This window comes from Erythrobacter litoralis (assembly GCF_001719165.1).
Classification (GTDB): Bacteria; Pseudomonadota; Alphaproteobacteria; order Sphingomonadales; family Sphingomonadaceae; genus Erythrobacter; species Erythrobacter litoralis.
Map to the genome: position 1 here is coordinate 543,798 of NZ_CP017057.1, position 25,562 is coordinate 569,359.

Annotated in this window: 24 protein-coding genes; 11 read left to right on the plus strand and 13 right to left on the minus strand. The window is 66.2% G+C overall.

The annotated features are described in order from the left end of the window. Nucleotides 1–22 precede the first annotated feature (22 nt). Both Ga0102493_RS02570 and ubiB read left to right on the plus strand, forming a co-directional pair. Nucleotides 23–796: a class I SAM-dependent methyltransferase gene (locus Ga0102493_RS02570; RefSeq protein WP_034905389.1), complete on the plus strand. Its 774-nt coding sequence runs from the start codon at nucleotides 23–25 to the stop codon at nucleotides 794–796. A gap of 49 nt (nucleotides 797–845) precedes the next feature. Further along, nucleotides 846–2,414, plus strand: coding sequence for a 2-polyprenylphenol 6-hydroxylase (gene ubiB, locus Ga0102493_RS02575; protein WP_034905391.1), 1,569 nt, complete (start codon nucleotides 846–848; stop codon nucleotides 2,412–2,414). A gap of 4 nt (nucleotides 2,415–2,418) precedes the next feature. Here the strand turns inward: ubiB and Ga0102493_RS02580 are convergent, their stop codons facing one another. Beyond that, nucleotides 2,419–2,820 (minus strand): DUF4345 family protein, encoded by a 402-nt coding sequence (locus Ga0102493_RS02580; protein WP_034905393.1) that lies wholly within the window; start codon nucleotides 2,818–2,820, stop codon nucleotides 2,419–2,421. A gap of 206 nt (nucleotides 2,821–3,026) precedes the next feature. Between Ga0102493_RS02580 and Ga0102493_RS02585 the strand changes: the two genes are divergently transcribed. Together Ga0102493_RS02585 and dut are read left to right on the plus strand one after the other, a co-directional pair. Beyond that, on the plus strand, nucleotides 3,027–4,700 hold the full coding sequence (locus Ga0102493_RS02585; RefSeq protein ID WP_069297438.1) for a bifunctional phosphopantothenoylcysteine decarboxylase/phosphopantothenate synthase: 1,674 nt from the start codon (nucleotides 3,027–3,029) through the stop codon (nucleotides 4,698–4,700). Beyond that, nucleotides 4,697–5,140 (plus strand): dUTP diphosphatase, encoded by a 444-nt coding sequence (gene dut / locus Ga0102493_RS02590; RefSeq protein WP_034905395.1) that lies wholly within the window; start codon nucleotides 4,697–4,699, stop codon nucleotides 5,138–5,140. Before Ga0102493_RS02585 ends, dut begins: the two co-directional genes overlap by 4 nt. Nucleotides 5,141–5,212: 72 nt before the next feature. Here the strand turns inward: dut and Ga0102493_RS02595 are convergent, their stop codons facing one another. From Ga0102493_RS02595 to secB, 4 genes are all read right to left on the minus strand, one after another. Continuing rightward, on the minus strand, nucleotides 5,213–5,893 hold the full coding sequence (locus Ga0102493_RS02595) for a DUF4136 domain-containing protein (RefSeq protein ID WP_150132402.1): 681 nt from the start codon (nucleotides 5,891–5,893) through the stop codon (nucleotides 5,213–5,215). 304 nt (nucleotides 5,894–6,197) lie between these two features. Next, nucleotides 6,198–7,217 (minus strand): tryptophan--tRNA ligase, encoded by a 1,020-nt coding sequence (gene trpS, locus Ga0102493_RS02600; protein ID WP_034905400.1) that lies wholly within the window; start codon nucleotides 7,215–7,217, stop codon nucleotides 6,198–6,200. A 2-nt stretch (nucleotides 7,218–7,219) separates the two neighbouring features. Beyond that, nucleotides 7,220–8,800: a murein biosynthesis integral membrane protein MurJ gene (murJ, locus tag Ga0102493_RS02605; protein ID WP_034905401.1), complete on the minus strand. Its 1,581-nt coding sequence runs from the start codon at nucleotides 8,798–8,800 to the stop codon at nucleotides 7,220–7,222. Nucleotides 8,801–8,827: 27 nt separating this feature from the next. Further along, a complete protein-coding gene (gene secB, locus Ga0102493_RS02610; protein ID WP_034905402.1) occupies nucleotides 8,828–9,355 on the minus strand; it encodes a protein-export chaperone SecB in 528 nt (175 codons plus the stop codon). Between the two features lie 322 nt (nucleotides 9,356–9,677). Here secB and Ga0102493_RS02615 point away from each other — a divergent pair, with 322 nt between their 5' ends. From Ga0102493_RS02615 to Ga0102493_RS02630, 4 genes are all read left to right on the plus strand, one after another. Further along, nucleotides 9,678–10,349 (plus strand): Tim44/TimA family putative adaptor protein, encoded by a 672-nt coding sequence (locus Ga0102493_RS02615; protein WP_034905404.1) that lies wholly within the window; start codon nucleotides 9,678–9,680, stop codon nucleotides 10,347–10,349. A gap of 48 nt (nucleotides 10,350–10,397) precedes the next feature. After that, the gene (mltA, locus tag Ga0102493_RS02620) at nucleotides 10,398–11,591 is read left to right on the plus strand and encodes a murein transglycosylase A (RefSeq protein WP_034905406.1); all 1,194 of its coding nucleotides are present in this window, start codon (nucleotides 10,398–10,400) and stop codon (nucleotides 11,589–11,591) included. Beyond that, complete coding sequence (locus tag Ga0102493_RS02625) at nucleotides 11,588–12,175, plus strand: Smr/MutS family protein (RefSeq protein ID WP_034905407.1); 588 nt, start codon at nucleotides 11,588–11,590, stop codon at nucleotides 12,173–12,175. Before mltA ends, Ga0102493_RS02625 begins: the two co-directional genes overlap by 4 nt. 101 nt (nucleotides 12,176–12,276) lie before the next feature. Next, a complete protein-coding gene (locus Ga0102493_RS02630; RefSeq protein WP_034905409.1) occupies nucleotides 12,277–13,575 on the plus strand; it encodes a tetratricopeptide repeat protein in 1,299 nt (432 codons plus the stop codon). A gap of 46 nt (nucleotides 13,576–13,621) precedes the next feature. Here Ga0102493_RS02630 and Ga0102493_RS02635 read toward each other — a convergent pair whose 3' ends face one another. Beyond that, nucleotides 13,622–14,182 (minus strand): DUF2306 domain-containing protein, encoded by a 561-nt coding sequence (locus Ga0102493_RS02635; RefSeq protein ID WP_034905548.1) that lies wholly within the window; start codon nucleotides 14,180–14,182, stop codon nucleotides 13,622–13,624. Nucleotides 14,183–14,360: 178 nt separating this feature from the next. On the opposite strand from Ga0102493_RS02635, the gene Ga0102493_RS02640 reads away from it, so the two are divergent. Further along, a complete protein-coding gene (locus Ga0102493_RS02640; RefSeq protein WP_034905411.1) occupies nucleotides 14,361–15,215 on the plus strand; it encodes a LytTR family DNA-binding domain-containing protein in 855 nt (284 codons plus the stop codon). Between the two features lie 61 nt (nucleotides 15,216–15,276). Here the strand turns inward: Ga0102493_RS02640 and katG are convergent, their stop codons facing one another. The 7 genes from katG to aroC all read right to left on the minus strand — a co-directional run bounded on the left by katG (nucleotide 15,277) and on the right by aroC (nucleotide 24,251). Then, on the minus strand, nucleotides 15,277–17,478 hold the full coding sequence (gene katG / locus Ga0102493_RS02645) for a catalase/peroxidase HPI (protein ID WP_034905413.1): 2,202 nt from the start codon (nucleotides 17,476–17,478) through the stop codon (nucleotides 15,277–15,279). Between the two features lie 360 nt (nucleotides 17,479–17,838). Further along, nucleotides 17,839–19,428: an alkyl hydroperoxide reductase subunit F gene (gene ahpF, locus Ga0102493_RS02650; RefSeq protein WP_034905415.1), complete on the minus strand. Its 1,590-nt coding sequence runs from the start codon at nucleotides 19,426–19,428 to the stop codon at nucleotides 17,839–17,841. Between the two features lie 375 nt (nucleotides 19,429–19,803). Next, nucleotides 19,804–20,370 (minus strand): alkyl hydroperoxide reductase subunit C, encoded by a 567-nt coding sequence (gene ahpC, locus Ga0102493_RS02655; RefSeq protein WP_034905417.1) that lies wholly within the window; start codon nucleotides 20,368–20,370, stop codon nucleotides 19,804–19,806. Nucleotides 20,371–20,596: 226 nt separating this feature from the next. Further along, nucleotides 20,597–21,250, minus strand: coding sequence for a hypothetical protein (locus Ga0102493_RS02660; protein WP_150132403.1), 654 nt, complete (start codon nucleotides 21,248–21,250; stop codon nucleotides 20,597–20,599). Next, nucleotides 21,240–21,452 (minus strand): helix-turn-helix transcriptional regulator, encoded by a 213-nt coding sequence (locus Ga0102493_RS02665; RefSeq protein WP_034905420.1) that lies wholly within the window; start codon nucleotides 21,450–21,452, stop codon nucleotides 21,240–21,242. The genes Ga0102493_RS02660 and Ga0102493_RS02665 overlap by 11 nt, the downstream gene beginning before the upstream one ends. Nucleotides 21,453–21,508: 56 nt before the next feature. Then, nucleotides 21,509–23,011, minus strand: coding sequence for a S41 family peptidase (locus Ga0102493_RS02670; RefSeq protein ID WP_069297439.1), 1,503 nt, complete (start codon nucleotides 23,009–23,011; stop codon nucleotides 21,509–21,511). Between the two features lie 169 nt (nucleotides 23,012–23,180). Beyond that, nucleotides 23,181–24,251: a chorismate synthase gene (gene aroC, locus Ga0102493_RS02675; RefSeq protein ID WP_034905423.1), complete on the minus strand. Its 1,071-nt coding sequence runs from the start codon at nucleotides 24,249–24,251 to the stop codon at nucleotides 23,181–23,183. Nucleotides 24,252–24,407: 156 nt separating this feature from the next. Between aroC and ruvA the strand changes: the two genes are divergently transcribed. Further along, the gene (gene ruvA / locus Ga0102493_RS02680; protein ID WP_034905425.1) at nucleotides 24,408–25,016 is read left to right on the plus strand and encodes a Holliday junction branch migration protein RuvA; all 609 of its coding nucleotides are present in this window, start codon (nucleotides 24,408–24,410) and stop codon (nucleotides 25,014–25,016) included. Between the two features lie 14 nt (nucleotides 25,017–25,030). Next, on the plus strand, nucleotides 25,031–25,549 hold the full coding sequence (locus tag Ga0102493_RS02685) for a DsrE family protein (protein WP_335660721.1): 519 nt from the start codon (nucleotides 25,031–25,033) through the stop codon (nucleotides 25,547–25,549). The last annotated feature ends 13 nt before the right edge of the window (nucleotides 25,550–25,562 follow it).

Consider the following 25,562-nt stretch of genomic DNA (forward strand, 5'->3'; position numbering starts at 1 on the left):
ATTCACCCTAAGGCATGCCGCCATGAACGACACAGCGCGCACTGCCACCGACAGCCCCGAAACCGTCTCCTTCGGCTACGAAGACGTCACCCCAGAGGAAAAGACCCGCCGCGTGGGCGCGGTCTTCACGAGCGTCGCGCAGAAATACGACATCATGAACGATGCGATGTCGGCAGGCATGCACCGGCTTTGGAAGGACCGTTTCGTCAAGCGCGTGAAGCCGCAGCCGGGCGAGCAGGTGCTCGACATGGCGGGCGGGACAGGCGACATTGCCTTTCGCATGGTGGCGAAGGGTGCGCATGTGACGGTCGCCGACATCAACCAGGAAATGCTCGACGTCGGCGCAGAGCGCGCCGTCGAACGCGGCAGCAGCGAGGACGAGGGCAGCCTCGTCTTCACCTGCCAGAATGCCGAGCAGGTCGAATTCGCCTCCAACACCTTCGATGCCTACACCATCGCCTTCGGCATAAGGAACGTGACCCACATAGACCGCGCGCTGGCCGAGGCGCACCGGGTGCTGCGTCCGGGCGGGCGGTTCTTCTGCCTCGAATTCTCGACCGTCGAATGGTCGGGCCTCAAGGAGGCCTACGACCTTTATTCCGACCGGCTTCTTCCGCGCATGGGCCAGGTGATCGCTGGGGATGCCGATTCCTATCGCTATCTCGTCGAATCGATCCGCAAGTTTCCGCGCATGGCCGAATTCGAACGGATGATCGCGCGCGCAGGCTTCGTGAACACCAAGGTCGAACCGATCATGGGCGGGCTTGTCGCGATCCATTCGGGCTGGAAGGTCTGATCGCGGCCGCATGGGGAACACTTTGCCGGTTCGAGCGCACTGACCTGACATGACAGCGCCTGCCATCCATCTCCTGCGCCTCGCCAATTGGGGGACGACGCTCGCTCGCCGCCGCGCGCTGGTGGGGATCGAGGAGGACCCGAACGCGCCTTCGGCACTGCGCCGGCTGGTCAAGCTTGCCCGGCTCGCGACCTTTACCGGGGCAAAGGGACCGCGCGACTATGCGGGCGCCTTTCGTGCGATCGGTCCGGCGGCGATCAAGCTCGGCCAGTCGCTTGCGACGCGGCCCGATCTCGTCGGCGAGGAAGCGGCGCACAATCTTCTCAGCCTGCAGGACAATCTTCCGCCCGTCCCGTTCGACAAGATCCGCGAACAGATCGAGGCGAGTTTCGAACAGCCGCTCGAGACCCTGTTCGCCGAGATCGACCCTGTTCCCGTCGGCGCCGCCTCGATCGCGCAGGTGCACAAGGGCGTAACGAAAGACGGCCGCAAGGTCGCGATCAAGGTCCTGCGCCCCGGCATCCGCCAGAAATTCGCGCGCGACATCCAGACCTATGAATGGGCCGCCGCCCATGTCGAGGCGATGGGCGGAGAGGCGAGCCGCCTGCGCCCGCGCCTGACGATCGCCAATTTCAAGCGCTGGTCGAATTCTGAACTCGATCTCCGCCGCGAAGCCGCCTCGGCCAGCGAGCTCGCCGAGCAGATGGCGGGGGTGACGGGATACCGCATTCCCGAGATCGACTGGGATCGCACCAATGGCCGCGTGCTGACGATCGAATGGATCGACGGGGTCAAGATCTCGAATACCGAGGCGTTGATCGAGCGCGGGCACGATCTGCCAGCGATCGCCGAAAAGCTCGTCATCAGCTTTCTCACGCAGGCGATCAGCGCGGGCTTCTTTCATGCCGACATGCACCAGGGCAATCTGTTCGTGGAGGACGACGGAACGATCGTCGCGATCGATTTCGGCATCATGGGCCGGATCGACCGGCGCGCGCGGCAATGGCTGGCTGAAATCCTCTACGGGCTGACGACGGGCAATTATCAGCGCGTCGCCGAAATCCATTTCGAGGCGCAATATGTGCCGAGTTACCATTCGGTCGGCGAATTCGCGACCGCGCTGCGCGCAGTGGGAGAGCCCATGCGCGGCAAGCCGGTCAAGGAACTCTCGGTCGGCCAGATGCTCGACGGGCTGTTCGCGATCACCCGCGATTTCGACATGCAGACCCAGCCTCACCTTTTACTGCTGCAGAAGACGATGGTGATGGTCGAAGGCATCGCGACCCAGCTCAATCCCGACATCAACATGTGGGACACTGCCGCGCCCTATGTCCGGTCGTGGATCCGCGATGAGCTCGGCCCCGAGGCCGCGCTGGCCGACCGGCTCAAGGAAGACACCGAGACGCTGCTGCGCCTGCCGGGTCTGATCCGGCGGCTGGAGGAGAAGTTCCCGCCCAAGGGCGGCGCGCCCGAACCGCCACCGCTGCCGGAGATTCCGCTCCTCACCGAACGGCGCCCGCGCGAAGGGCAGGGCGGCTCGCTGCTGGGCTATCTTTTCGCCGGCGCGGTGGGCGCGGGCGCGATGTGGGGGCTTGTCGCTTCCGGCCTGCTCGGCTGACGCTTCACTCCTCGCGCTCGACGAAGGCCCCGCTGGGCAGTATCCGGCTCGCTACCACGATCAGGATCACCGTCACCGCCTCGACCCCCATCGGCGCCACCCAGCCGAGATAGAACCCGTCCACGACGAGACTGTAGGCGCGCGCGAGAAAGGTGAGCCCGAAGATCGCGCCCGCCACCAGCAGGAATTCGCCGCGCCGTTTCCACGCGCCGATCAGCAGGCATGCGCCGGCGACCACGAAATAGGCGAAGAAATCGCCGCGCAGACTGGAGAGGCCCTGCGCGCCGCGCGGCACCAGCCCGAAACTGCCGCCCATGGCTGCCGGATCGACGAGAAACGAACCGCCGATGATGATAAATACCAGCCCCGCTAGGAACAGGGCGGCGCGCAGCAAAGTGACGGTCATCGGACTTCCTTTCGATTGATCCTGCCGCTTATGCCTCGTCGGCGCATCCTGTCTCAAGCCGTTTGGCGCGGGCGATCCCCGCCTGTATAAGCGAAACCTTAACCATGCCCGGCGCAAGGGACCTGCTCGCCTCTTGGCGGAACGGGGCCCGAAGGCTAGGTGGAACGCGCGAGATGCGGCGGGAACGCTTCCGCCGCGACTAGGAGATGCATGACGCGATGTGCGGCGCTGGGCCGAAAATCCTGCTGGTCGTGGGCGGCGGTATCGCGGCCTACAAGTCGTTGGAGCTCGTCCGCCTGATCCGCAAGGGCGGCGGCGATGTCACCTGCGTCGTCACCAAGGGCGGGCAGCAATTCGTGACGCCCATGTCGCTTGCAGCCCTGTCGGAAAACCAGGTCTATACCAGCCTGTTCGATCTCAAGAACGAGGTCGAGATGGGCCATATCCAGTTGTCGCGCGAGGCCGATCTCGTCGTCGTCTGTCCCGCCACCGCCGATCTCGTCGCCAAGATGGCGAGCGGCATCGCCGACGATCTTGCCACCACGCTGATCCTCGCCACGGACAAGCCGGTGATGGCCGTCCCTGCGATGAACGTTCGGATGTGGGAACACGAAGCGACCCAGCGCAACATCGAATGGCTGAGGCAGGCGGGCGTCAGCGTGCTCCATCCCGATGAAGGTGCGATGGCCTGCGGCGAATTCGGCTATGGGCGCCTGCCCGAACCCGAAGTCATCTGGCGCGAGATTGCGGCGCATTTCGGGATCGAGGTCGAGGATCCTACGCCCGCTCCGGCTGCCGCTCCCGCCGCCGCCAACGATCTGGTCGAAGCCGACGACGACGACGAGGACGAGGACGGCGATGTCGGGCGCGGGCTCGGCGGGCTCCTGTCGCGGCTCATTCCGCGCTCCACGCCCAAGCGCACGCACGAGGATATCGAGACCGAATATTCCGAGTTCGAGGACGATTTCGAGCAGGATATCGGCGAGGATGAAGGCTCCGGTGGCGACGGATTGCCGCCCGAGGAGGAAATTCCCGAATTCAAGCCTGATTTCGGCGGGCCGCTGCTCGCGAAGAAGGGCGGGGCATCTTCCGCGCCGCCGATCGATCCCGATGCGCTGAACCACGAATTCGACCCGCGCAGGCAGCCGCCCGAACGCCTTGAACCCGGGCCGTTCGAAAGCGCCGACGGCGATGCGGCCAGTTTCGAAGTCGACGCATCCTACCGTCCCCTCAAGGGCCGCCACGTGCTCGTCACAGCAGGGCCGACATGGGAAGCGATCGACCCGGTGCGCTACATCGCCAACCGGTCGAGCGGGAAGCAGGGCTTTGCCATCGCCGCGGCCGCTGCGGCTCTCGGCGCGAAAGTGACGCTGGTGGCGGGCCCAGTCTCGCTCCGCACGCCCGAGGGTGTGACACGCGTCGATGTCGAATCCGCCGAGGACATGGCGAAAGCCGTGAAAAGGGCGCTTCCCGCCGATGCCGCTGTCATGGTCGCAGCGGTCGCCGACTGGCGGCCGAAGGAATATCGGGGCGAGAAGATCAAGAAGCGCGGCTCGGCACCGCCCGCGCTGATGCTGACTGAAAATCCCGACATCCTGACCAATCTCGCCGCCGGCAAGGATCGCCCGGAACTGGTCATCGGCTTCGCTGCCGAAACCGACGATGTCCTCGCCAATGCCAAGCAGAAGCGCAAGCGCAAGGCCGCCGACTGGATCGTCGCCAATGACGTGTCAGGAGACGTGATGGGCGGCGACGACAATCTCGTCCATATCGTGAGCGAAAGCGGGGTCGAGACGCTCGACCAGATGCCCAAGCGCGACGTCGCGATGGCGCTGGCCGAACGGATCGCCGCGACGCTCAAGGCCGAAGCCGCCGAATGACGGCCGTACCCGTAGAAGTGAAGCGCCTGCCCCATGGGGAAGGCCTCGATCTCCCCGCCTATGCCACCGAAGGTGCGGCCGGGATGGACGTGGTTTCCGCAGAGGACGTGACGATCCAGCCCGGCGCGCGCCATCCGGTCGCGACCGGCCTCGCGCTTGCCATACCGGCCGGTTACGAGATCCAGGTCCGCCCGCGTTCGGGGCTCGCCTTAAGGCACGGCATCACAGTGCCCAACACCCCCGGAACGATAGATTCGGATTATCGCGGGGAATTGAAGGTCCTGCTGATAAATCACGGGAGCGAACCCTTCGCGATCGCTCGCGGGGACAGGGTCGCGCAGCTGGTGCTCGCGCCCGTGGTGCAGGCGTCATGGCGCGAGGTCGAAGAGCTCGATGCGACCGCGCGCGGCGCGGGCGGTTTCGGGTCCACCGGGGTCTAGAACAAAAAAGGCGGCGCCGATCCCATGGCGCCGCCTTTCCCTCCCATCCAATGTGACCGGAACGCGTCCGGCTCAGTCGACTTCCTTGACCTTCTTGCTTTCGTCGTCGCGGATCGTGATCCGCAGCGTCTCGCCCGAATTGCCGGGGAAATCGGTGAAGATCGCCTCGACCAGATTGGGTACCAGCGTCTGCAGCCGGTTCGAGCGCGAAACCGCCTGCGCCTGACCTTCGAACAGGCGTTCGCCGGTCGTGGTCGAATCGATCTTGATGTCGATCCCGCTCGTATAGACGGTGTAGCTGCGCACCTGCGGGCCTGCGAGCCACGGATCGTAGAAGCCCACGCCCCAGCCGCGATTGAAGCCGAAGCCGCCGCCCCAGCCGCCCCAGGCACCCCAGGGGCCGAAGGCCGGGCCGACACCGACATTGGATGTGCGCACGCGCTCTCGCCCGTTGTCGACATCGTAGTCGAAGCGCACGAGCAGGCTCGCCTCGGAAGGCGAAGCGGCGCGTGTGTAGCCGAGTTCGGTCAGCTCTTCCGCGACAAGATCGGCATACATGGCGAATTCGAGCCCGCCGGCGAGTTTCGGATCCTCCGCCACCACGGCAAAGCTTTCGCCCTGCGGTGCGGGGAGCTGCGCGGCAAAGCGCGAGACATCGGCCTTGAACGGCGTCGCGCAGGCCGCAAGGCTGCCGGCGAGGGCAAGCGCGAGACCGATGCGGACCGTGGCCGTGTAGGAACGTCTTGGGTTCATGTTAGGATGTTTCATGGCATACCTTCTGCGAGTTCACCAGTGCCTTGTGCCATGCCCGGCAGACCGCCATGCCCTCTCGCTCCCAGCCGGGGAGCGCCTCGCCTTGTCGAGAAGTGGCGGCCCGCCCGTTTTCGGCGGCTCGTCCGTCAGCCTCGAGACGATCATACGACCTTGCCGGCGCGCGGATGCAGCACCGTCATGACGGCCTTATACAGTGCGGGTCTGAACCAGCATTGAACGCGCATGTGCCTCGCTTCGTCCAAAAAGCGAGCGTCATCAGGGGGTTCGTCGGCGCCGTATCGGCCTATCCGCGCACCAGGCCGAGCGCGCGATAGGCCGCGTCGAGCGTGGGCACGCCGCGCTCGCGCGCCTGCGCCGCGCCGCGTGCGAGGATCGCGTCTAATGCCTCCTGATCGGCTTTCAGTTCGCGGAACCTGGTATTGATGGGCGCGAGCGTTTCGACCAGCGCTTCGCCGAGCTTCGGCTTGAACGCGCCGAAACCCTCTCCTCCAAGCTCGGCCAGCACCTCGGCGGTGCTCCGGCCGGTCAGCGCGCCGTAGATCCCGACGAGGTTCCTCGCCTCGGGGCGGTCTTCGAGGCCCTTCTCTTCCGAGGGCAGCGGTTCGGGATCGGTCTTGGCCTTCTTGACCTTTTTCATGATCGTGTCGGCATCGTCGACGAGATTGATCCGGCTCATGTCGGACATGTCGGACTTCGACATCTTCGCGGTCCCGTCGCGCAGGCTCATGATCCGCGCCGCAGCGGGCGGGATATAGGGATCGGGCAAGGTGAAGAGCGGTGCGTCCTCGGGACAGAAATCGTTGTTGAACTTCTGCGCGATGTCGCGGGCGAGTTCGAGATGCTGCTTCTGATCCTCGCCCACGGGCACATGCGTCGCCTGGTACAACAGCACGTCGGCGGCCTGGAGGACGGGATAGGTGAACAGCGCGACCGACTGGCCCTCGCGGTTCTTGCCGGCCTTGTCCTTCCACTGGGTCATCCGGTTGAGCCAGCCCATCCGCGCCGTGCCGTTCAAAAGCCATTGCAGTTCGGCATGGGCGGGGACCTGGGCCTGGTTGAACAGCACGGTCTTGCCCGGATCGACCCCGCACGCGACCAGCGTGGCGACCATCTCGCGGGTCGCCTCGGACAGCTCGGCCGGATCGTGCGGCATGGACAGGGCGTGAAGATCGGCGAGGAAGATGAAGCATTCCCCTCCCGCCGCCACGGCCTCGTCCTGCAGCTTCACGTAATTGACTATCGCGCCGAGATAATTGCCGAGATGGGGCTTTCCGGTGGGCTGGATGCCGGAGACGACTCGCATTGTCATTTCGCTTTCTTGGTTAGGGTGGCGATGCGCCGCCGGTCGATCGCTCCGACCGCAAAGGCGATGCCGAAATAGACGACCGCCGCCGCTCCGACGAGCGCCAGCAGAGCCGCGAGACGAGCGAGGATCCCGGCGGCGAACCAGTCGGTTAGCAGGTCGCGGGCATAGAACAAGGCGGCCCCCATGGCAGCGGCGGCCAGCACCTGCTTGCCGATGCGCAAGAACAGGACGCCGGGAATGCGATAATGTCCGCGCCGCGCGAGCACGACGAGCAGGAAGGCGACATTGATCCAAGCGCCCAACACGCTCGCCAGCGCCACGCCGACCACGCCCAGGGTATCGAGGACGGTGAAGGTGAAGGCGATGAACACGCCGAGCGAGATGAACGCCGCGATTACCGGGGTCTTCGTATCGGCCCGGGCGTAGAAATTGGGCACCAGCACCTTGACCAGCACATAGGCAGGCAGGCCGAGAACCAGCATGGCCAGCACCTCGCCCGTCACCGCCGCATCGGCGATATCGAACCGCCCGCCCTGGAAGATCATCGTGACGAAGGGTGTCGCGCAGATCGCCAGCGCCACGGCGGCAGGGATGGTCAGCAGCATGGCAAGCTCGATCGCGTCCGACTGGATGCGGTCTGCGCCTTCCCGGTTTTCGCTGCCGACGAATCTGGACAGCGTCGGCAGGATTGCGGTCGAGAGCGCGATGCCGATGATGCCGAGTGGGAGCTGGTTCAGCCGGTCGGCATAATTCATGTAGCTCACCGAACCGTCTTCAAGCTGGTTGAGGAAATAGAGCTGGACCAGCGTGTTGATCTGGTAGGCCCCGCCGCCGATCGCGGCAGGCAGGGCGATGATCGACAGGCGCTTCACCTCGGGCGTGATCCGCGGCCACATCAGTTTCGGCCGGAAACCCTCGACCCGGACCCAGTAATAGAGCCAGGCAAGCTGCATCACGCCTGCCCCCGTTACCGCCCAGGCGATGCCATAAGCGGTCTCGGCAACGCTCGCGCCGGTCGCGTTCATGAATCGCTCGCCTCCCAGCAAGGAGGCGATGAGGACGAGATTGAGGATTATCGGGAAGCTCGCCCCCGGAGCGAATCGGGAGACGCTGTTCAGCATCCCCGTGAACAGCGTCACGAGGCTGACGAGGATGATGTAGGGGAACATGATCCGCGCGAAATCGACCGCGAGAGGGTAGGTCTCGGGATCGACCGGCTTTTCCGACAGGATCCAGATCACCCCCGGCATGGCGAGCTCGAAGACCGCCACGAGCAGGATCAGGACCGGCAGGAACACGCTCAGCACGTCGTTCGAGAAGCTGCGCGCGTCCTCCAGACCCTCCTGCGCGTCGTCCTTGCCGTGCAGCCGCTTGGAAAACATCGGCACGAAGGCGGCCGAGAACGCGCCCTCGGCGAACAGGCGGCGAAAGACGTTGGGTATGATGAAGGCCTGGAACCAGGCATCGGTCACCGCATTCGCGCCGAGGACGCGCGAGAAGATCATCTCGCGCGCCATCCCGGCGATGCGGCTCAGCAAGGTGAGCGAGCCGATCGTGCCGACATTCCTGAGCAGGCTCACGCCCTCAGGCCCCCCGGTCGGCGGGTGTCAGGCGTCGCCGCCCGGCGCCGGCGCGTCGTCCGCGCCCTGCTGCTGGCGGCGCGCATTGAGCTGCTGGACATAAAGCCCGTTGAAATCGATCGGATCGACCACCAGCGGCGGAAAGCCCGCATCGCGCACCGCATCGGCCACGACCCGGCGGGCAAAGGGGAAGAGCAGGCGCGGCGCTTCGGCGTAGAGAAAGGCATGGCCCTGGTCCTCGGGAATGTTGCGCATGCCGACAAGGCCGCAATAGTCCAGTTCGACGAGGTAGAAATTGCCCTTGTCGCCCGAGGCGGTGATGTTGATCTTGAGCGTGACCTCATGGACTTCCTGGCCCACCGGCTCGGCGCCGATGTTGAACTGGACGTCGATCTTGGGCTGACCCTGCCACTGATAGACGTCGGGCGCGTTCGGGTTCTCGACCGAGAGGTCCTTGATGTATTGCGTCAGGATCGCGGCGGCAGGCTGATTGTCCGCGCCATTGGCGCCCTGCTGGTTGTCGAGATTGGTGAGAACGTCGCCTTCTTCGGCCATGGGAAAAGTCTTTCGAATAGGATATGATTGAACCGGATCGCCCGTTTTGACTGCGCGGGCGGCCAGCAGGCTGCGGCGCGCGCGTAGCACCCGCGCAGCAAGGCCGCAACCTGACGCGCGCATGATGAACGTGAGATGGTGCGTCGCCGCGACCGGTGCCCCGAAGGAGGAATCTGGCACCAGACGCAGCGAAAATGCGGCAATTTGCAACCGTTTCGGCGTTGGCGAATTGTAATTGATGCCTATTTCAGGCACGACAGGGGTTCATGCGTTGCAACGCGGGAGGAGCGGGGCAACCACCAATTGAGATCGGGTATCCATTGTGATCGTAGAAATCGTCATCCTCGCCATGATCGCCGCTTTTCTCGGCCTGCGGCTCTATTCCGTGCTCGGACGCCGAGCCGAACATGAAGAGGAGTCGGTCCCGCAGCGCTTCGATTCGGGCAAGGACGACGATCAGCGTCCCGCCCAGTCGCCGCAATACGCGCCCGCAGCGCCCCAGCGCGTGATCGAGATGGAAGGCGTCATGCCCGCGGTCGAACGCGGCATCCGCGAGATCGCGCAGGCGGACAGCCGCTTCGACCTCCCGCAATTCCTCGCCGGGGCGAAGGGCGCCTATGAAATGGTGCTCGAAGCGTTCTGGAACGGCGACCGCGAAACGCTGCGCGAATTGTGCGACGACGATGTCTACGAAGGTTTCGTCGCCGCGATCGAAGCGCGCGAGGAAGCGGGTGAGACGCTCGACAACAAGCTCATCCGGATCGAGGAAACGCGCATTCATTCCGCCTCGCTCGACGGAGGCCGTTCGGGCCGCACGGCGCGTATCGCGGTGCTGTTCGTGGCCGATATCGCGGCGGTGACCCGCGACAGGGACGGCAATGTGGTTGCCGGCTCGCTCGACGATGCGATCGAAAGCCGGGATGTCTGGACCTTCAGCCGCAATGTCGGCTCGAAGGATCCGAACTGGCTGCTCGACGAAACCGACGAGGGCTAGGTCACGCGTCCGGGCCGGCCCGGGACGAGCATACGGGACAATCGTCTGATGCGCAGTTCGGCCGCACTGGCATTCATGGTGGTGCTGGCCGGATGCACGGCAATTCCTGACGCCGGCGCGCCCGTGTCCCCGCCTGTCACGGTCTCCTCCGCTCCGGTCGTCAACAGCGCCGCTGCCGCCGGGATCGTGCCCGGACCCGCGATCGCCGCGCTTGGCCTGTCGCAGGCCAATGCCGCCATCGCGCTCGCTTCGTTCCGCGAATCCTGCCCCCGTCTTCTGGCGCGCGAGGATTCCAGCGGCCTCGCCGCTCCTGCCGACTGGCGCATCCCCTGCGAAGCGGCGCGAGACTGGCCGGCCGCGCGCGCGTCCCGGTTCTTCGCATCCCATTTCGCCACTGTCCGCGTCGGAGAGGGCACCGCCTTCGCCACCGGCTATTACGAACCTGAAATCCTCGGCAGCCGCACCCGCCGTCCGGGCTTCGAAGTCCCGGTTTACGGCATGCCGCCCGATCTCGAGCGCGGCTGGCCGGACAGCGCGCCGCCCGCCGATCGTGAGGGCCGTCCGCCGCTGGGCCGCCGCACTGCGAGCGGCGCTTTCATCCCCTATTACAGCCGGGCCGAGATCGAGGGCGGGGCGCTCATGGGCCGCGCGCCGGTCATCGCCTGGGCGGCCGACCCGATCGAATTCTTCTTCCTCCAGATCCAGGGCTCCGGGCGCCTGCGCACGCCGGAAGGGGAGGTCATCCGCATCGGCTATGCCGGGCAGAACGGGCGCGGTTACACCAGCATCGGTGCGGTCATGCGCGAACGCGGCCTGCTGGGTGAGGGGCCGGGCCAATATCCCGGATCGATGCAGGGCATCATGACCTATCTGCGCGAAAACCCGGCGGAGGGTCAGGCGCTGATGCGCATGAACGAAAGCTGGGTCTTCTTCCGCGAGCTTAACGGGGATGGGCCGCTGGGCGCACTCGGCGTGCCGGTGCGCCCGCGCGCGTCGCTCGCTGCCGATCCGCGCTTCGTGCCGCTGGGCGCGCCTGTCTGGCTCGACCTCGACCGGGACGAGGCGGACGGGCTGTGGATCGCGCAGGATACGGGCGGAGCGATCAAGGGCGCGAACCGCTTCGACACGTTCTGGGGCGCCGGGCCCGAGGCGCGCGCCACGGCCGGCACGATGAGCGGGCGCGGCGAGGCGCTGGTCCTGCTGCCCAAACCTGCGCTCGAACGCCTTGGGCAAGGCCGATGAGCGCGCCGCGCGGCCTGACGAGCGAGGAGCGTGCCGCCTGGGAGCGCCTTGCCGAAAGCGTCACCCCTCTGGCGGGCCGCAAGGTGCCGGGCGTGGGCGAAACAGCGGCCCGCGTCGTGTCGCCGAAAAAGGAGGGGGCCAGGGCTGCTCCGCCCGGACCTACTCCTGTGCGGACCCGGCCCGGCGCGGCGAGCCCGCCGCGGCCCGCACCGCCGCCCGCGCCGCGCCCGCGTTTCTCGTCCGAGCTCGATTCGCACTGGAATCGGCGGCTGAAGGCGGGGCGGGTGACGCCGGACCTGACGCTGGACCTGCATGGTCACACTCTCGACACGGCGCATGGGCGAATCATGAACGGGCTCGACCAGGCAAGGGCGATGGGGGCGCGAGTGGTGCTTGTCGTCGCCGGGCGCGAGCGGCCGGTCGATCCCGCCGACCGGATGGAGCGGCGCGGCGCGATCCGGGCGAAGCTGCTCGACTGGCTCGCCGCCAGCCGCCATGCCGATTGCGTCGCCGCCGTGCGCCGCGCGCATGTGAGGCACGGCGGCGAAGGCGCGCTCTATCTCGTGCTCAAACGCGTGCGTTAAGATCGCCTGAGAAGCCTTGCGCAGGCCTGCCCGTTCTGGACAGGCGAATGCACGCTTGGCATTATCCGGGGGCACGAAAATGGGGGAAGTCCACGAAATCCATGCCAATCGCCGCCTTTGCGGCCGCCTTGCTATGCGCCCTCGGCGCATTCGTTCCAGGCAGTCCGGCCGCGGCGCAGGGCAGGGCGGAGCCGTGGAATGCGCTGTCGATCGATGACATCACGCAGGTATCGACCAAGCGGCTCACGACATGCATTCTCGAACAGGCCACGGTCGAAGACCTGCGCAAGGCGACCGAGCGCGGAGATGCGTGCGCAGCCGTTTTCCTGGCCTATGCCCACAAGAACGGGCTCGGCGGACTCGAAGTCGACAAGGCGAAAGGATACGGGCTGACCCGGCAATCGTGCGAGACGGGCGACCGGCGCGGCTGCGTCTCGCTCGCTTTCTACCTGTTCAACGGCAAAGGCGTGGCCGCCGACGTGCCGCGTGCGATGCAGATGTTCGAGGGGGCCTGCTGCGAGGGCATTGCCTTCATCTGTATCAGGGTTGCGAATTTCCATGCCCAGGGCACCAACGGCATCCGCAAATCGCCTTCAATGGCGCAGCGGTTCCGGGTCGAGGGATGCGTCGGAAATTATCCGATCGCCTGCCGCTATGCCGGCGACGGGCTGCGGCGCGGTGAAGGCGTGCCAAAAAGTTATGAAGGCGCGCCCCCGTTCTACAGGCTCGGCTGCGACGGCGGCGATGACGTCTCCTGTTTCTACGCCGCGGCCACTCTCGTGGAGACCCGTTCGAAAAGTGACCCCTCGATCTATCCCGAGGTGAGCAGGTTCTACCAAACCGGCTGCGAGCGGCGGGTGGGCGCGGCCTGCTACAATCTCGGTTCGTGGTTCATCGATGGTCGCGCCGGTCGCACCGACGGGCGGCGGGCGATCGAGCTGCTCGGCCCGCTCTGCCTGCGGGATAAGGACCCCGACATCCAGGCCTGCAACAATGCCGGGACCGCCGCCTATCGCGGCACGGGCATGAATACGCCCGATTACGACGCCGCGCGCACCTATTACGAACAGGCATGCTACTTGGGAGCGCTGATCGATTCGTGCCGCACGCTGTCGGACATATTCGGCGATCGCCAGATCACCCCCAGCTATGCCGGCGAGCGCGAATGGCTCAATGCGCAATTGTGCTTCAAGGCAGCGGCAGGCGACTACTGCGACGCACGCACCGACCAGCACAGGGTCTACCGCCTTGCCCGCAAGGGTTCCTACGGCGAAGCGCAGATTGTTTCGGCGAATCTGTGCGCCAGGGGCGACGGGCTCGGTTGCAAGTTCCAGGAGGTCCTGCTCGCCTACAAGAACGAGGCCGAGGCGCGAGGCGTGTGTCGCAAGCTTTTCAGCTGACGCATACGGGCGGGCGGCGCGTCGGTAAGCGCGCCGCCTGACCTCCTTATCCGAACAACCAGACATGCATCATCCGGCCCGGCATCAGGAAGGCGACGAGGCCGGGAATGGTGAGCGCGCCGAGGAACAGCATCAGCACTTCCTTTCGGTGTGTCTTCATGTCGCCTCGGCGCGCGGCGGCGACCAGCTTCCAGGCGGCGATCAGCGTCAGCGGTACGAATATCTGGATCGGGCTGACATGCAGGGCCTCGCCGCCCTGCCCGATGAACATCGCCGCGAGTGCGGTCGTCACCATCAGACCGACCCATATCCGCCCCATCGCCTTGTGCAGCGCGCCGCCCTTGCGCGCGAGGATGAGCCAGCCGCCGAGCGGAATTGCCGGAAGGACGGTCGCGACATGGATCAGGATCGCAAGTTCGCGGATATTGGAATGATAGGGCGCTGTCCCGGAAAGGCCCCGCACGATAGCGACAAGGGCAGCCACGCTCATCCCCGCGGCGACAAGCGCCACCAATGCGCGCAGGCGTGGCGGAAAATCGTGTCCCGAGGGGGCAGGCCGGTCCGAAGTGGCCAGCGGAAAGGCGAAGCGGCGAACAAGCTCGGTCATCACGTGTCTCCCTGTCGAATGGGCGTTGTCGATGACCATGGGAGATGCCCGCTGCCCGCTCGCGGGCAATCGCGCCTGCGCGAATGGCTCGTGACATGCGTGAGCGGTGCCGCGCAAACCGCGGTAAGGCGCGAGTCGCCACTTTACGAAGCGCGAATGGGCAGCGTATTTTACTGCCATGGTGGAATTTTCCGTCTCGTCCGGCGATCATGAACGCGCGCTGCGCGCCCCGGTTGTCCGGCGCGTGGCGATCGACCTTGCGATCATGACGGCGGTGGGGCTGTTCCTCGCGATCATCGGACCGTTCGGCAGCATCCAGATGCCGCTCGCTTGGCGTCTCGTTAGTTGGCTCGGCTTCGCCTATGCGGGCTATGCAATCTATCGGCCGATGGGTTTCGTGGTCGACCGGGCCGAGGCGATGCTCGAGCTGCCGCGCGCGGCCTTGTGGTTCGCGGCGACGCTGGTCGCGACCGTGCCGATGGCGGCGCTGGTGTGGATCACGGGTCATCTCCCCCCGCCGATCCCGCTGCCTGGGCTTGAGGAGGGGCTGCTCCACTATTTCTACGTCTTCGTCATCGGCGGCGGCGTCGTGGCGCTGTTCCATGTGATTCGCGCTCGCGGGGACGCTGCCGATGATCCCGGCACGGCGCCCGGCAAGCGGCTCGATACGGCGATCGCCGATCAGGATCCCGACCATGCGATCGCCGCGCCGCCTGCCGGCGACAATCCGCTGCTCGATCAGCTTCCGGCGGAACTGGGCAGCGATGTGATCGCGCTCGAGATGGAGGACCATTACGTGCGCGTGCACACCGCGCTCGGCTCCGATCTCGTCCTGATGCGGATGCGCGATGCGGTCGCCTATCTGGGCGAAACCGACGGCAGGCAGGTCCATCGCAGCTGGTGGGTGGCGCGCGGCGCGGTCGAGGACGTGAAGCGCGAGGGCCGCAATGTCCGCCTGGTCCTGCCGCGCGGGATCGAGGCGCCTGTTGCGCGCGCCCAGGTCGCCGAACTGCGCGGCGCGGGCTGGTTCTGAGAATTGCAAAAAGGCCCCCGGGGACATCCCCCGAGGGCCTTTCTCACCTGTCTTGACCGGATCAGGCGTGGTTCTTGGCGTAGCTCACGTCGAAGCGGTCGGCATTCATCACCTTGGTCCAGGCCGAGACGAAATCGCACACGAAAGCGGCTTCGTTGCCCATTTCGGCATAATGTTCGGCCTGCGCGCGCAGCTGCGAATTCGAACCGAAGACGAGGTCCGCCCGCGTCGCGCGCCAGCGTTCCTTGCCGCTCTTGCGGTCGGTCCCGACATATTCCTCGTCGCCGCTGTCCTCCACGGGCGCCCACTTGGTCCCCATGTCGAGCAGGTTGACGAAGAAATCGGGCGTCAGCGCGCCGGGCCTGTCGGTCAGCACGCCGGCTTTGCCGTTGCCGCTTACTGCGCCCAACGCCCGCATCCCGCCGACCAGCACGGTCATTTCGGGGATCGACAGGCCGAGAAGGTGCGCCTTGTCGATCATCATGTCCTCGGTTTTCACGTCGGCCTTGCTGCGGAGGTAATTGCGGAAGCCGTCGGCGAACGGCTCCATCGGTTCGAAGCTCTCCGCATCGGTGTGTTCCTCTCCAGCATCGCCGCGTCCGCCCATGAAGGGGACGGTGATTTCGACGCCTGCATCCTTCGCCGCCTTCTCGACCGCCGCCGATCCGGCGAGCACGATCGCATCGGCCATGCTCATGTTCCCGCGCAGTTCGTCGAGCTTGCCGAGCACTTTCGCCAGTTCATCGGGATCGTTCGCGGCCCAGTCCTTTTGCGGGGCGAGCCGCACGCGCGCGCCATTGGCGCCGCCGCGATGGTCCGAATGGCGATAGGTCGAGGCCGAGGCCCACGCCGCCTTGACCAGTTCACTCACTGACAGCCCACTGTCGAGCACCTTGGCCTTGAAGGCGGCCACGTCGCCGTCGGACGGGGCCTTTCCGGCCGGCACCGGGTCCTGCCAGATCAGGTCCTCTTCCGGCACTTCCGGGCCGAGATAGCGGACCTTCGGCCCCATGTCGCGGTGGCACAGCTTGAACCAGGCGCGGGCGAAGGCATCGTCCAGTGCCGCCTGATCGTCGCGGAACCGCTCGGAGATCTTGCGGTATTCGGGATCGCGCTTCAGCGCCATGTCGGCGGTGGTCATGATCGTCGGGACCTTCTTCGACGGATCGCGCGCATCGGGCGCCATGTCCGCCTCTTCCGGATCGATCGGGGTCCACTGGAACGCGCCCGCGGGCGATTTCACCAGCTCGTACTCGTATTTGAACAGCAGCCGGAAATAGTCGCCCCCCCACTGAGTCGGATTGGGTGTCCACGGCCCTTCGATGCCGGAGGTCGTGATATGGCCCTTCCCGATCTCGTCCTCGTCGTTGAGCCAGCCGAAGCCCATCAGGTGCAGGTCCTCGCCCTCGGGCGCGCGGCCGAACGTGTCGGTGGGTTCCGCCCCGTGGCACTTGCCGAAAGCGTGGCCGCCTGCGGTGAGCGCGACGGTCTCTTCATCGTTCATCGCCATCCGGGCGAAGGTTTCGCGCATGTCGCGCGCCATGCCTTCGGGATCGTGCGGATCGCCGCCCGGACCTTCGGGATTGACGTAGATGAGGCCCATCTGGATCGCCGCCAGCGGGTTTTCGAGCGCCATGCCCTCCTTGGGCTGGATGCGGGTGGCGACGCCTTCGTTCACCCATTGCTCTTCGGTGCCCCAATAGGTGCTTTCGGGTTCGAACACGTCCTTGCGCCCGCCGCCGAAGCCGAAGACCGGGCCGCCCATGCTCTCGATCGCGACATTGCCGGCGAGGATCATGAGGTCGGCCCAGCTGATATGCTTGCCGTATTTGCGCTTCACCGGCCAGAGCAGGCGGCGCGCCTTGTCGAGATTGCCGTTGTCGGGCCAGCTGTTGAGCGGGGCGAAGCGCTGCTGCCCCGAGCCCGCGCCGCCGCGCCCGTCGCCGGTGCGGTACGTGCCCGCCGAATGCCACGCCATGCGAATGAAGAAGGGGCCGTAATGCCCGTAATCGGCCGGCCACCAGTCCTGGCTGTCGGTCATCAGGGCGTGGAGGTCTTCCTTCAGCGCCTTGTAATCGAGCGCGTTGAAGGCTTCGGCGTAATCGAAATCCTCGCCCGCCGGGTTCGCGCTGCGCCCGCCTTCGGTCAGGATGTCGAGCTGCAGGGCTTCGGGCCACCAATCGCGGTTGGTCCGGCCGAGCAGCGAACGCATCGCATTGCCGTGCACCGGGCATCCGCCCATTTCACCAGTCTTCGCGTCCATGATGCTCTCCTCTCTCAACTTCCCCCGGTTTCGCCCCGGGGGACTCGGTTTATCCGAGCTTGATGGCAGGAGGATGATGCACCGAGGGGTGATCTGTCCAATCGATTAATTCGCGCCCATTGATCGATTGTTGTGATCGATCGGTCTCTGTCTGCGCCTTTGCGGTCTTGGTCCCCGCGTTCGCGGGGATGACAGAAAGGGAAGGACACAAACGCAAACGGGCTCCCGCATGGGAGCCCGCAGAGGCGTGGAGTCGAAGCCGAAGGCCGCAGACGTGCAAAGCAAAACTGTCTGCACGCCCGCAGCGAAGTGGAGGAACGGCGCCGAGGAAGCCCCCCGGACGGGGGAGCCCCCAAGGACCTACGCCGCCTGCGCGATCTCCTCGACCGGCTCATTGCGGATGAGATAGTCGAACGCGCCGAGGCCTGCGGTCGCACCGGTGCCCATGGCGACGACGATCTGTTTGTCCTTGATGATCGTCGCATCGCCTGCGGCATAGATGCCGGGCAGGCTGGTAGAGCCATGTTCGTCGACGACGATCTCGCCGTATTTCGACAGTTCGATCCCCGTGTCCTTCAACCATTCGGTATTGGGCACGAGGCCGATCTGGATGAACACGCCCTCGAGTTCGATCGTGCGGTCCTCGCCGCTCTCGCGGTCCTTGAGGACGAGGCCGTTGACGCGCTTTCCGTCACCGGTGATCTCGGTCGTCTGGCCGTTCACGATGATTTCGACATTGTCCATCGAGCGCAGTTTCTTCTGCAGGACCTCGTCGGCGCGCAGCTTGGTGTCGAATTCGATCAGGGTGACGTGGCCGACGATGTTGGCAAGGTCGATCGCCGCTTCGACGCCCGAATTGCCGCCGCCGATCACCGCGATCCGCTTGCCCTTGAACAGCGGGCCGTCGCAGTGGGGGCAATAGGCAACGCCCTTGTTGCGGTATTCGGCTTCGCCCGGAACGCCCAGGTTGCGCCAGCGTGCACCCGTGGCGAGAATCAGCGCGCGGCCCTTGAGCACGGCGCCATTGGTCAGTTCGAGCGCGTGCATGCCGCCCTTTTCCGCCGCCGGGCGGAGCGACTTGGCCTGCGCGAGGTCCATCACGTCAATGTCGTATTCGCCGACCTGCGCGCGCAGGTTGTCGGTCAGCTTGGGGCCTTCGGTGTAGGTCGTGCCGGGCAGGTTCTCGATCCCGAGCGTGTCCATCAGCTGTCCGCCGAAACGTTCGGCCGCGATCCCGGTACGGAAACCCTTGCGCGCGGTATAGACCGCCGCCGCCGCGCCCGCCGGGCCGCCGCCGACGATCAGGACCTCGAACGGGTCCTTCGCCGAAAGCTTGGCCGCCGCCTTGGCATCGGCGCCGGTGTCGACTTTGGACAGGATTTCGGCGAGTTCCATCTTGCCGTTGTAGAAGACCTCTCCGTTGAGAAAGGTCGCCGGCACCGCGAGGATGTCGCGTTCTTCGACCTCGTCCTTGAACGTGCCGCCTTCGACCAGGGTTGCGGTGACGTTCGGGTTCTCGAGCGCCATCAGCGTCAGCGCCTGCACCACGTCGGGGCAGTTGTGGCAGGTGAGCGAGAAGAACATCTCGAAATCGAACTGCCCTTCGAGGCCGCGCACCTGTTCGATCAGGTCGGCATCGACCTTGGGCGGGTGGCCGCCGGCCCACAGCAGGGCGAGCACGAGGCTGGTGAATTCATGGCCCATCGGCAGGCCGGCGAACCGCACCGCGGAGGCGTGGTCATCGGCGCGGCGGATGAGGAAGCTCGGCACGCGGCCCTCGGTGCCGTCGAAACGCGCGGTGACGAGGTCGTGGAGCGCGGCGATTTCTTCGAGCAACTCGCGGGTCTGCGCGCTCTTCTCGCCATCGTCGAGAGTGGCGACCAGCTCGATCGGCTGGCGCAGGTTTGCAAGATACTGCCCAAGCTGGGCCTTCATGTTCTGGTCGAGCATGGTGTGTTGCCTTTCGCTGCCACGGCTTGACGCAGGATCGCGGGGTGCGCGTCTGCATGTCAAGGTCGCGGTTGACGGTAAATCTACTTGCCCCCTCGCGCCTTTCCTTGAGCCGGATCAATTCGCGGCGTGCCCTTGTTGGTGCGGGCTGGGCAGGCATGGGACCGGAAGACCGTCCGCCCCGCGTGGGGGGGGAGGGTGTGGAGGCGGATGGCCTCCCGGTCCCTTCTGCGACCCGAGGGCTTCGCGTTGACGAAAGCGGCTCGGGCTCTTGCGGCTTCGGCGCCCCGCCGGAGGGGGGAGGGCGGGCGCGCCGTGCCGTATGCGTGCCTGGCGACGCGGTGCCGCCGGGCGTTCGGGGTCGGATATCGCCCCTTAGATCTTGCCGACGAGGTCGAGCGAGGGAGCCAGCGTGTCGCTGCCCTCTTCCCACGCCGCCGGGCAGACCTGGCCCGGGTTCTCGCGGACATACTGCGCGGCCTTGATCTTGCGGACGAGTTCGTTCGCGTTGCGGCCGACGCCTTCGCAGGTGATTTCCATGATCTGGATCACGCCATCGGGATCGACCACGAAGGTCGCGCGATCGGCAAGGCCCATTTCCTCGCGCAGCACACCGAACTGCTTCGACAGGGTGTGCAGCTGGTCACCGAGGAAGGCGTACTTGATCTTGTTGATCTTTTCGGAATTGTCGTGCCACGCCTTGTGGCTGAAATGCGTGTCGGTCGAGACGGCGAAGACTTCGACGCCCATCTTCTGGAGCATCTCGTACTTCTCGCCCAGGTCCTCGAGCTCGGTCGGGCAGACGAAGGTCCAGTCGGCCGGATAGAAGAAGAACACGGCCCACTTGCCGGCGATGTCCTCGTTCGTGACGTCGAAGAAGTCCTTGCCGGCCTGGAAGGCGGTCGCCTTGAACGGCTGGATGGTCGAACCGATGATACCCATTGCTGTATTCCCCTTGTCTGGAAGATTGAGATTGAAAGGTTGAAACGGCGGTTTGAACTTGCCTGCCCCACATAAGGGCTGCTGCGATGCACAAAAGCGGGAATGTGCGATTGCAACAATCGATTTTTTCAATCGTCAGAACGGGAACCACGCGAGAGAGTTCCGGCCGCAGCCGAAGCCGGCTCAGTTTCCGCTTCGCAGGTGCAGCGCCGGGCGCGCGCGAGGGCTAGTCGAGCCGCATCATCCCGCGCCGTCCGACGACGACGAAGGTCGCCACCAGCCCGAGCGCGAAGAACGTCGTCAGCAGGTCGAGCGGCGCGGGCGCGGGAAGGTAACCGGCATGGGCGAGCGCGCCCCAGCCGCCTAGCAGGGCGAAGGCGAGCAGCGCCGTCAATGAATTGGCCTCGCGCGTGACGGAGGTCATCAGTTCGTCCGAGGCCTGCCACGAACGCCAGGCGAACACCGCGCCGAGCGCGAAGCCGGCAAGGCCTGCCGCCAGCGCCGTCGATGCCGCAAGCGGGCCGGGCGCGGCAAGCGCAAGCGCGGCGAGCCCGCCGCCCCACAGCGCCATGGCGATGCAGGAATTGACCAGCATTGCGCGGGTTTCGCGCAGTTCGTCGGCATCCTCGACATTGAGATAGCGCGCCCCGAAGCCGGGCCGCAGCGCGCCGATGAGCACGCCTAGCGCCATGACGAGGTAGAGCGCACCGGCCACAAGCGCGATTTCGGCCGACAGCGTCAGGCCCGAGGCGAAGCCGCCATCGATCAATTCGCCGACGCCCCAGGCCGTGCCGAAGCCGACAGCGCCGCCGGCGAGGGCGGGGATCACGACCTTGCGCACGAGCTTTCCCTGCGCGGGGCTTTTCACGTCACTCATCATCAGCGGGCTCCCAGTGGTCGATGAACAGGTCGGGCACGGCGACCGCGAACAGCTTTGCCATGCGCAGCGCCAGTGGCAGCGAGGGGTCGTACTTGTCGGTTTCGACCGCGTTGATGGTCTGCCGCGACACGCCGAGCCGCCGGGCAAGTTCACCCTGGCTCCAGCCATGCGCCTCGCGGTGCTGTTTCAGGCGGTTTTCCACCGACGCGCATCTCCTGCTCGCGGCGATTCGCCGCCTGACAAGAGCTCTTGACAGGCTCAGCGCGTGAGACGGATCTGGGTGAGCGCGGTATCCAGCATCCGGTCCTCGGCCGCGCCCACCGGATTAGGCTGGATCGCGAAATCGGGCACCACCCCGCGCACCGCGAGCGAACCGGAGGGGCGCACCATGAATGCCTTGGGATAGATCACTTTGACCCCGGATGCAGGCAGTGTGAACGTCTCGGTCGCGCCGTACGTGGTTGCAAGGTCGGCGGTTTCCTCGCCCATGATCGTAGCAAGGCCCAGATCCTGCATCATCGCCGCGACGACCGCAGCGTTCGAATAGGAATGGCGATCGACGAGCACGAAGACCCGGCCGGAAAAGGCATTGTCGGCGATCGGCGGCGCTTCGGGCACCTCGATCGCGATCCTCTCGCCCGGCTCGGCCCGCGCCAGCGCGTCAGCAATGCGTGCACCGAGGCCGTCGCCTTTAGGCTCGCGCTGCGCCCAGGCCGCCTTGGTGTTGGGTCCGGCGCGCAACTCGTAGCGCGAGGACTGGGCGAAGGGTCGGTCGGCGACGCGCCCGACGACGAGATCGGAAAAGCTCGCATCCCCGCCCGGATTGCCGCGCAGGTCGATGACGAGGTCCTTCGCCGCGCTGTCCGCGAGCGCGGCGAAGGCCTCGCGCACGAAGGCACGGTAGGGTTCGATGGCATAGGTTTCGCCGCCTTCGCCGCGTTCTTCCTCGGTCGCGAAGAATGGGCCGGGCTTGATGTAGAAAACCCCTCCCCCGACATCCTCGAAGGCCCGCATCGAGGCATGCCGCGATGCGTTCGGCACCGGGCGCGCGGCCTGCAGGGCGTACATCTCGCCGAAACCCCGGGCCGGAATGGCGCGGCTTTCCTGCCGGCCATCGGGGGCGATGAACTCGATTTCGAGCGTGTCGCGCGGACCGAAGACCAGGAAGAGATAGGCAGGCAGACCCAGCTCGATCTGGGCGCGCGGCAGCCGATCGGTGTCCGCCGAGACAAGCTTGCGCGCGCGCCGCTCGAATTCGGCGAGGGTCAGCCCGTCAAGCCGCATGACGCGCGAGCCGGGGGGCATGGCATCGCCCTCGCTCGCCCACTGGTCGGTCAGCATGGCCTCGCCGCGATAGGTGACCGAAAGCGGGATGATCGTGCCGCCCTCCTGAACATGCGTCATGACATCGAGAAACGGCGCATCGCTCTTCGCGTGGCCGACCCGGCCGAAGGCGAGCGCTTCCTGCACCATGCGGTGGAATGCTGAGCGCGCGATCGGCCCATCGATCCGCGCCGCGATTTCGCCGATCTTCGCGTCGTATTCCGCGCGGGTCCGGCGGGCAAAGAGGTCGACGTGCTCGGCCTGCATGGTGTCGTAGAGAGCGGCGATATCGGCGCGCGCCTCGGCTGCGGAAAGGCTGTCTTCGTATGGCGCCTGCGCAGCGCTCTGCGCAGTCACGGGCGCGGTGGGCACGACGACGGCAAGCGCGATTGCGGTCGAGCTTGCTGCAAGGGCTGATCGGAACAGGCTGCGGATCATGCGCGGCGCGGTATCCGCAGCATCGACTTGCGACAAGCAATGGCTCTGCGAAAGGGCGATGCAGCCGGACGAAGGCTCTCTTTTGCTCCGCTACCGCCTGCGCTGCCTGAGCGAGGCCCTGTCGCGCTATCGCTTACGCTACTTGAGCGTTTTCTTGTCGCGCTATCGCTTACGCTACTTGAGCGCGGTGCAGCATCTTGTGGTCTGCCAGCACCAGCGCCATCATCGCCGCCACCACCGGCGCGCCGCGAATGCCGACGCAGGGGTCGTGGCGGCCCTTGGTCATCACGTCGACTGCATCGCCATCCGAATTGATCGAGGGGACCGGAGTGAGGATCGAGCTGGTCGGTTTGAACGCGACCCGGCACACCACCGGCTGCCCGGTCGAGATCCCACCTGCCGTGCCGCCTGCATGATTGCTCGCAAAGACCGGCTTGCCGTCCGGCCCGGGAGACATCGCGTCGGCATTCTGCTCGCCCGTCAGCCGCGCCGCCTCGAAACCGTCGCCGATCTCGACCCCCTTGACCGCGTTGATGCTCATCATCGCGCTCGCAAGGTCGGCGTCGAGCTTGGCATAGACCGGCGCGCCCCAGCCCGCCGGAACGCCGAGCGCGACGCATTCGACCACCGCGCCGAGCGACGAGCCGTCCTTGCGCGCTTTCTCGACCTTCTCCTCCCATCGCTTCGCCGCCCAGCTGTCAGGGCAGAAGAAGGGGTTGCGGGTGATCTGGTCGTAATCGATCGCCTCGCGCTCGATCGCATCGCCGCCCAGTTCGCAGACATAGGCATGGATCGTGACTTCGGGAATGATCGCCCGCGCGACCGCTCCGGCCGCGACCCTCGCCGCCGTCTCGCGCGCGGAACTGCGCCCGCCGCCGCGATAGTCGCGGTGCCCGTATTTGGCGTCATAGGCGTAATCGGCATGGCCCGGGCGATAGGAGCGGGCGATTTCGGAATAATCCTTCGAACGCTGGTCGGTGTTCTCGATCATAAGGTGGATCGGCGTGCCGGTGGTTCTTTCCTCGAACACGCCCGAAAGGATGCGGACCTGATCGGCCTCCTTGCGCTGCGTGGTGTAGCGGCTCTGGCCCGGGCGGCGCGCATCGAGGAAGGGCTGGATGTCCTTTTCGCGCAGGGTCAGGCCCGGCGGGCAGCCGTCGACCACCGCCCCCAGCGCAGGCCCGTGGCTTTCCCCCCATGTCGAAAAGCGCAGCACGCGCCCGAAAGTGTTGAAGCTCATGGGGCGGAGCCTTAGCGGATTCGCCGGACATGTCGATATTCCGCAACTGCGAAGGCCTGCGCGCCGACGATAACGCGCGCGCCCGTCTGGCAATCCGCCCGGGTTTGAGCGACAAGGATGCGCTCAAGCAGCGAAGCGGTAGCGCAGAAAAGAACCATGATTGCGAAGCTGAAAGGCCGCCTCGACGAAACGGGCGAGGACTGGGCGATCGTCGATGTCGGCGGCGTCGGCTATCTTGTCCATTGCTCGGCCCGGACCCTGTCCGCGCTGGGCGAGGTGGGCGGGGCCTGCACCGTCCACACCGACCTCCAGGTGAGCGAGAACGACATGCGCCTGCTGGGCTTCGCAGAAGCGAGCGAGCGCGACTGGTTCCGCCTGCTGACCGGCGTGCAGGGGGTGGGCAGCAAGGTCGGCCTTGCGATCCTTTCGGCCCTCTCGACCGGCGAATTGCGCGATGCCTGCGCTGCGGGCGATGCGGCGAGCGTGGCGCGGGCCAATGGCGTCGGCCCCAAGCTCGCGGGGCGGATCGTCAACGAATTGAAGGACAGGGCGGGAGCCTTGCCCGGCGGCTCCGGCAGCGGCGCGGGGACGGCGAAGGTCGCCCCGGCGGGCTCGGCCAGCGCCGATGCGGTGAGCGCGCTCGAAAATCTCGGCTTCAAGCCTGCCGTCGCCGCCCAGGCCGTCGCCCGCGCGCAGGCCGAACTGGGCGAGGGTGCGGGCGAGAGCGAGCTGATCCGGGTCGCGCTCAAGAAGGCAGCGGGATAAAGGGAGAGACAGGCATGAGCATGAGAGCAGCAATCGCGGCGCTGGCGTTTTCGATGGCCGCCCCGGCGGCGGCGCAGGACATGAGCGCGTTCGAGACCGGCCCGGTGCTGGAGGAGTTCGGCCCACACGCACCCGTCCCCGGCGTTCAGCAGCTTCCCGCGGACGCCGAATTCGCGGTCGCCTTCGACGTGAGCACGCCCGCCGCCGAGGGCAGCCCCAATCGCGGTTTCATGGCGGCGGCGCGCTTTCTCAACATGCATGTCGCGCACGGCGTGCCCGAGGAGAACATCCGCCTCGTCGTCGTGGTGCACGGCAAGGCCTCGCGGGAACTGCTGGATGCGGATGACAACCCCTCGGGCGCGCTGGTCGAGGCACTCCTCGCCGAGGACGTGCGCTTCGTCCTATGCGGCCAGAGCGCAGTGGCCTATGGCATCGCGCCGGAGGAACTCATTCCCGGCGTCGAGATGTCGCTTTCGGCGATGACGGCCCACGCGGTGCTGCAGCAGCGCGGCTATACGGTGAACCCGTTTTGATGGCTTTGTGATC

Bases quoted from the DNA above. Each gene is read 5' to 3' on its own strand.
- ruvA (WP_034905425.1), top strand. From the start codon at position 24,408: ATGATTGCGAAGCTGAAAGGCCGCCTCGACGAAACGGGCGAGGACTGG.
- Ga0102493_RS02630 (WP_034905409.1), top strand. From the start codon at position 12,277: ATGCCAATCGCCGCCTTTGCGGCCGCCTTGCTATGCGCCCTCGGCGCA.
- Ga0102493_RS02570 (WP_034905389.1), top strand. From the start codon at position 23: ATGAACGACACAGCGCGCACTGCCACCGACAGCCCCGAAACCGTCTCC.
- Ga0102493_RS02580 (WP_034905393.1), bottom strand. From the start codon at position 2,820: ATGACCGTCACTTTGCTGCGCGCCGCCCTGTTCCTAGCGGGGCTGGTA.
- Ga0102493_RS02685 (WP_335660721.1), top strand. From the start codon at position 25,031: ATGAGCATGAGAGCAGCAATCGCGGCGCTGGCGTTTTCGATGGCCGCC.
- ahpF (WP_034905415.1), bottom strand. From the start codon at position 19,428: ATGCTCGACCAGAACATGAAGGCCCAGCTTGGGCAGTATCTTGCAAAC.
- mltA (WP_034905406.1), top strand. From the start codon at position 10,398: ATGCGCAGTTCGGCCGCACTGGCATTCATGGTGGTGCTGGCCGGATGC.
- Ga0102493_RS02595 (WP_150132402.1), bottom strand. From the start codon at position 5,893: ATGAACCCAAGACGTTCCTACACGGCCACGGTCCGCATCGGTCTCGCG.
- dut (WP_034905395.1), top strand. From the start codon at position 4,697: ATGACGGCCGTACCCGTAGAAGTGAAGCGCCTGCCCCATGGGGAAGGC.
- aroC (WP_034905423.1), bottom strand. From the start codon at position 24,251: ATGAGCTTCAACACTTTCGGGCGCGTGCTGCGCTTTTCGACATGGGGG.
- Ga0102493_RS02670 (WP_069297439.1), bottom strand. From the start codon at position 23,011: ATGATCCGCAGCCTGTTCCGATCAGCCCTTGCAGCAAGCTCGACCGCA.
- katG (WP_034905413.1), bottom strand. From the start codon at position 17,478: ATGGACGCGAAGACTGGTGAAATGGGCGGATGCCCGGTGCACGGCAAT.
- Ga0102493_RS02635 (WP_034905548.1), bottom strand. From the start codon at position 14,182: ATGACCGAGCTTGTTCGCCGCTTCGCCTTTCCGCTGGCCACTTCGGAC.
- trpS (WP_034905400.1), bottom strand. From the start codon at position 7,217: ATGCGAGTCGTCTCCGGCATCCAGCCCACCGGAAAGCCCCATCTCGGC.
- ahpC (WP_034905417.1), bottom strand. From the start codon at position 20,370: ATGGGTATCATCGGTTCGACCATCCAGCCGTTCAAGGCGACCGCCTTC.
- secB (WP_034905402.1), bottom strand. From the start codon at position 9,355: ATGGCCGAAGAAGGCGACGTTCTCACCAATCTCGACAACCAGCAGGGC.
- Ga0102493_RS02640 (WP_034905411.1), top strand. From the start codon at position 14,361: ATGGTGGAATTTTCCGTCTCGTCCGGCGATCATGAACGCGCGCTGCGC.
- Ga0102493_RS02585 (WP_069297438.1), top strand. From the start codon at position 3,027: ATGCATGACGCGATGTGCGGCGCTGGGCCGAAAATCCTGCTGGTCGTG.
- Ga0102493_RS02660 (WP_150132403.1), bottom strand. From the start codon at position 21,250: ATGATGAGTGACGTGAAAAGCCCCGCGCAGGGAAAGCTCGTGCGCAAG.
- Ga0102493_RS02625 (WP_034905407.1), top strand. From the start codon at position 11,588: ATGAGCGCGCCGCGCGGCCTGACGAGCGAGGAGCGTGCCGCCTGGGAG.
- ubiB (WP_034905391.1), top strand. From the start codon at position 846: ATGACAGCGCCTGCCATCCATCTCCTGCGCCTCGCCAATTGGGGGACG.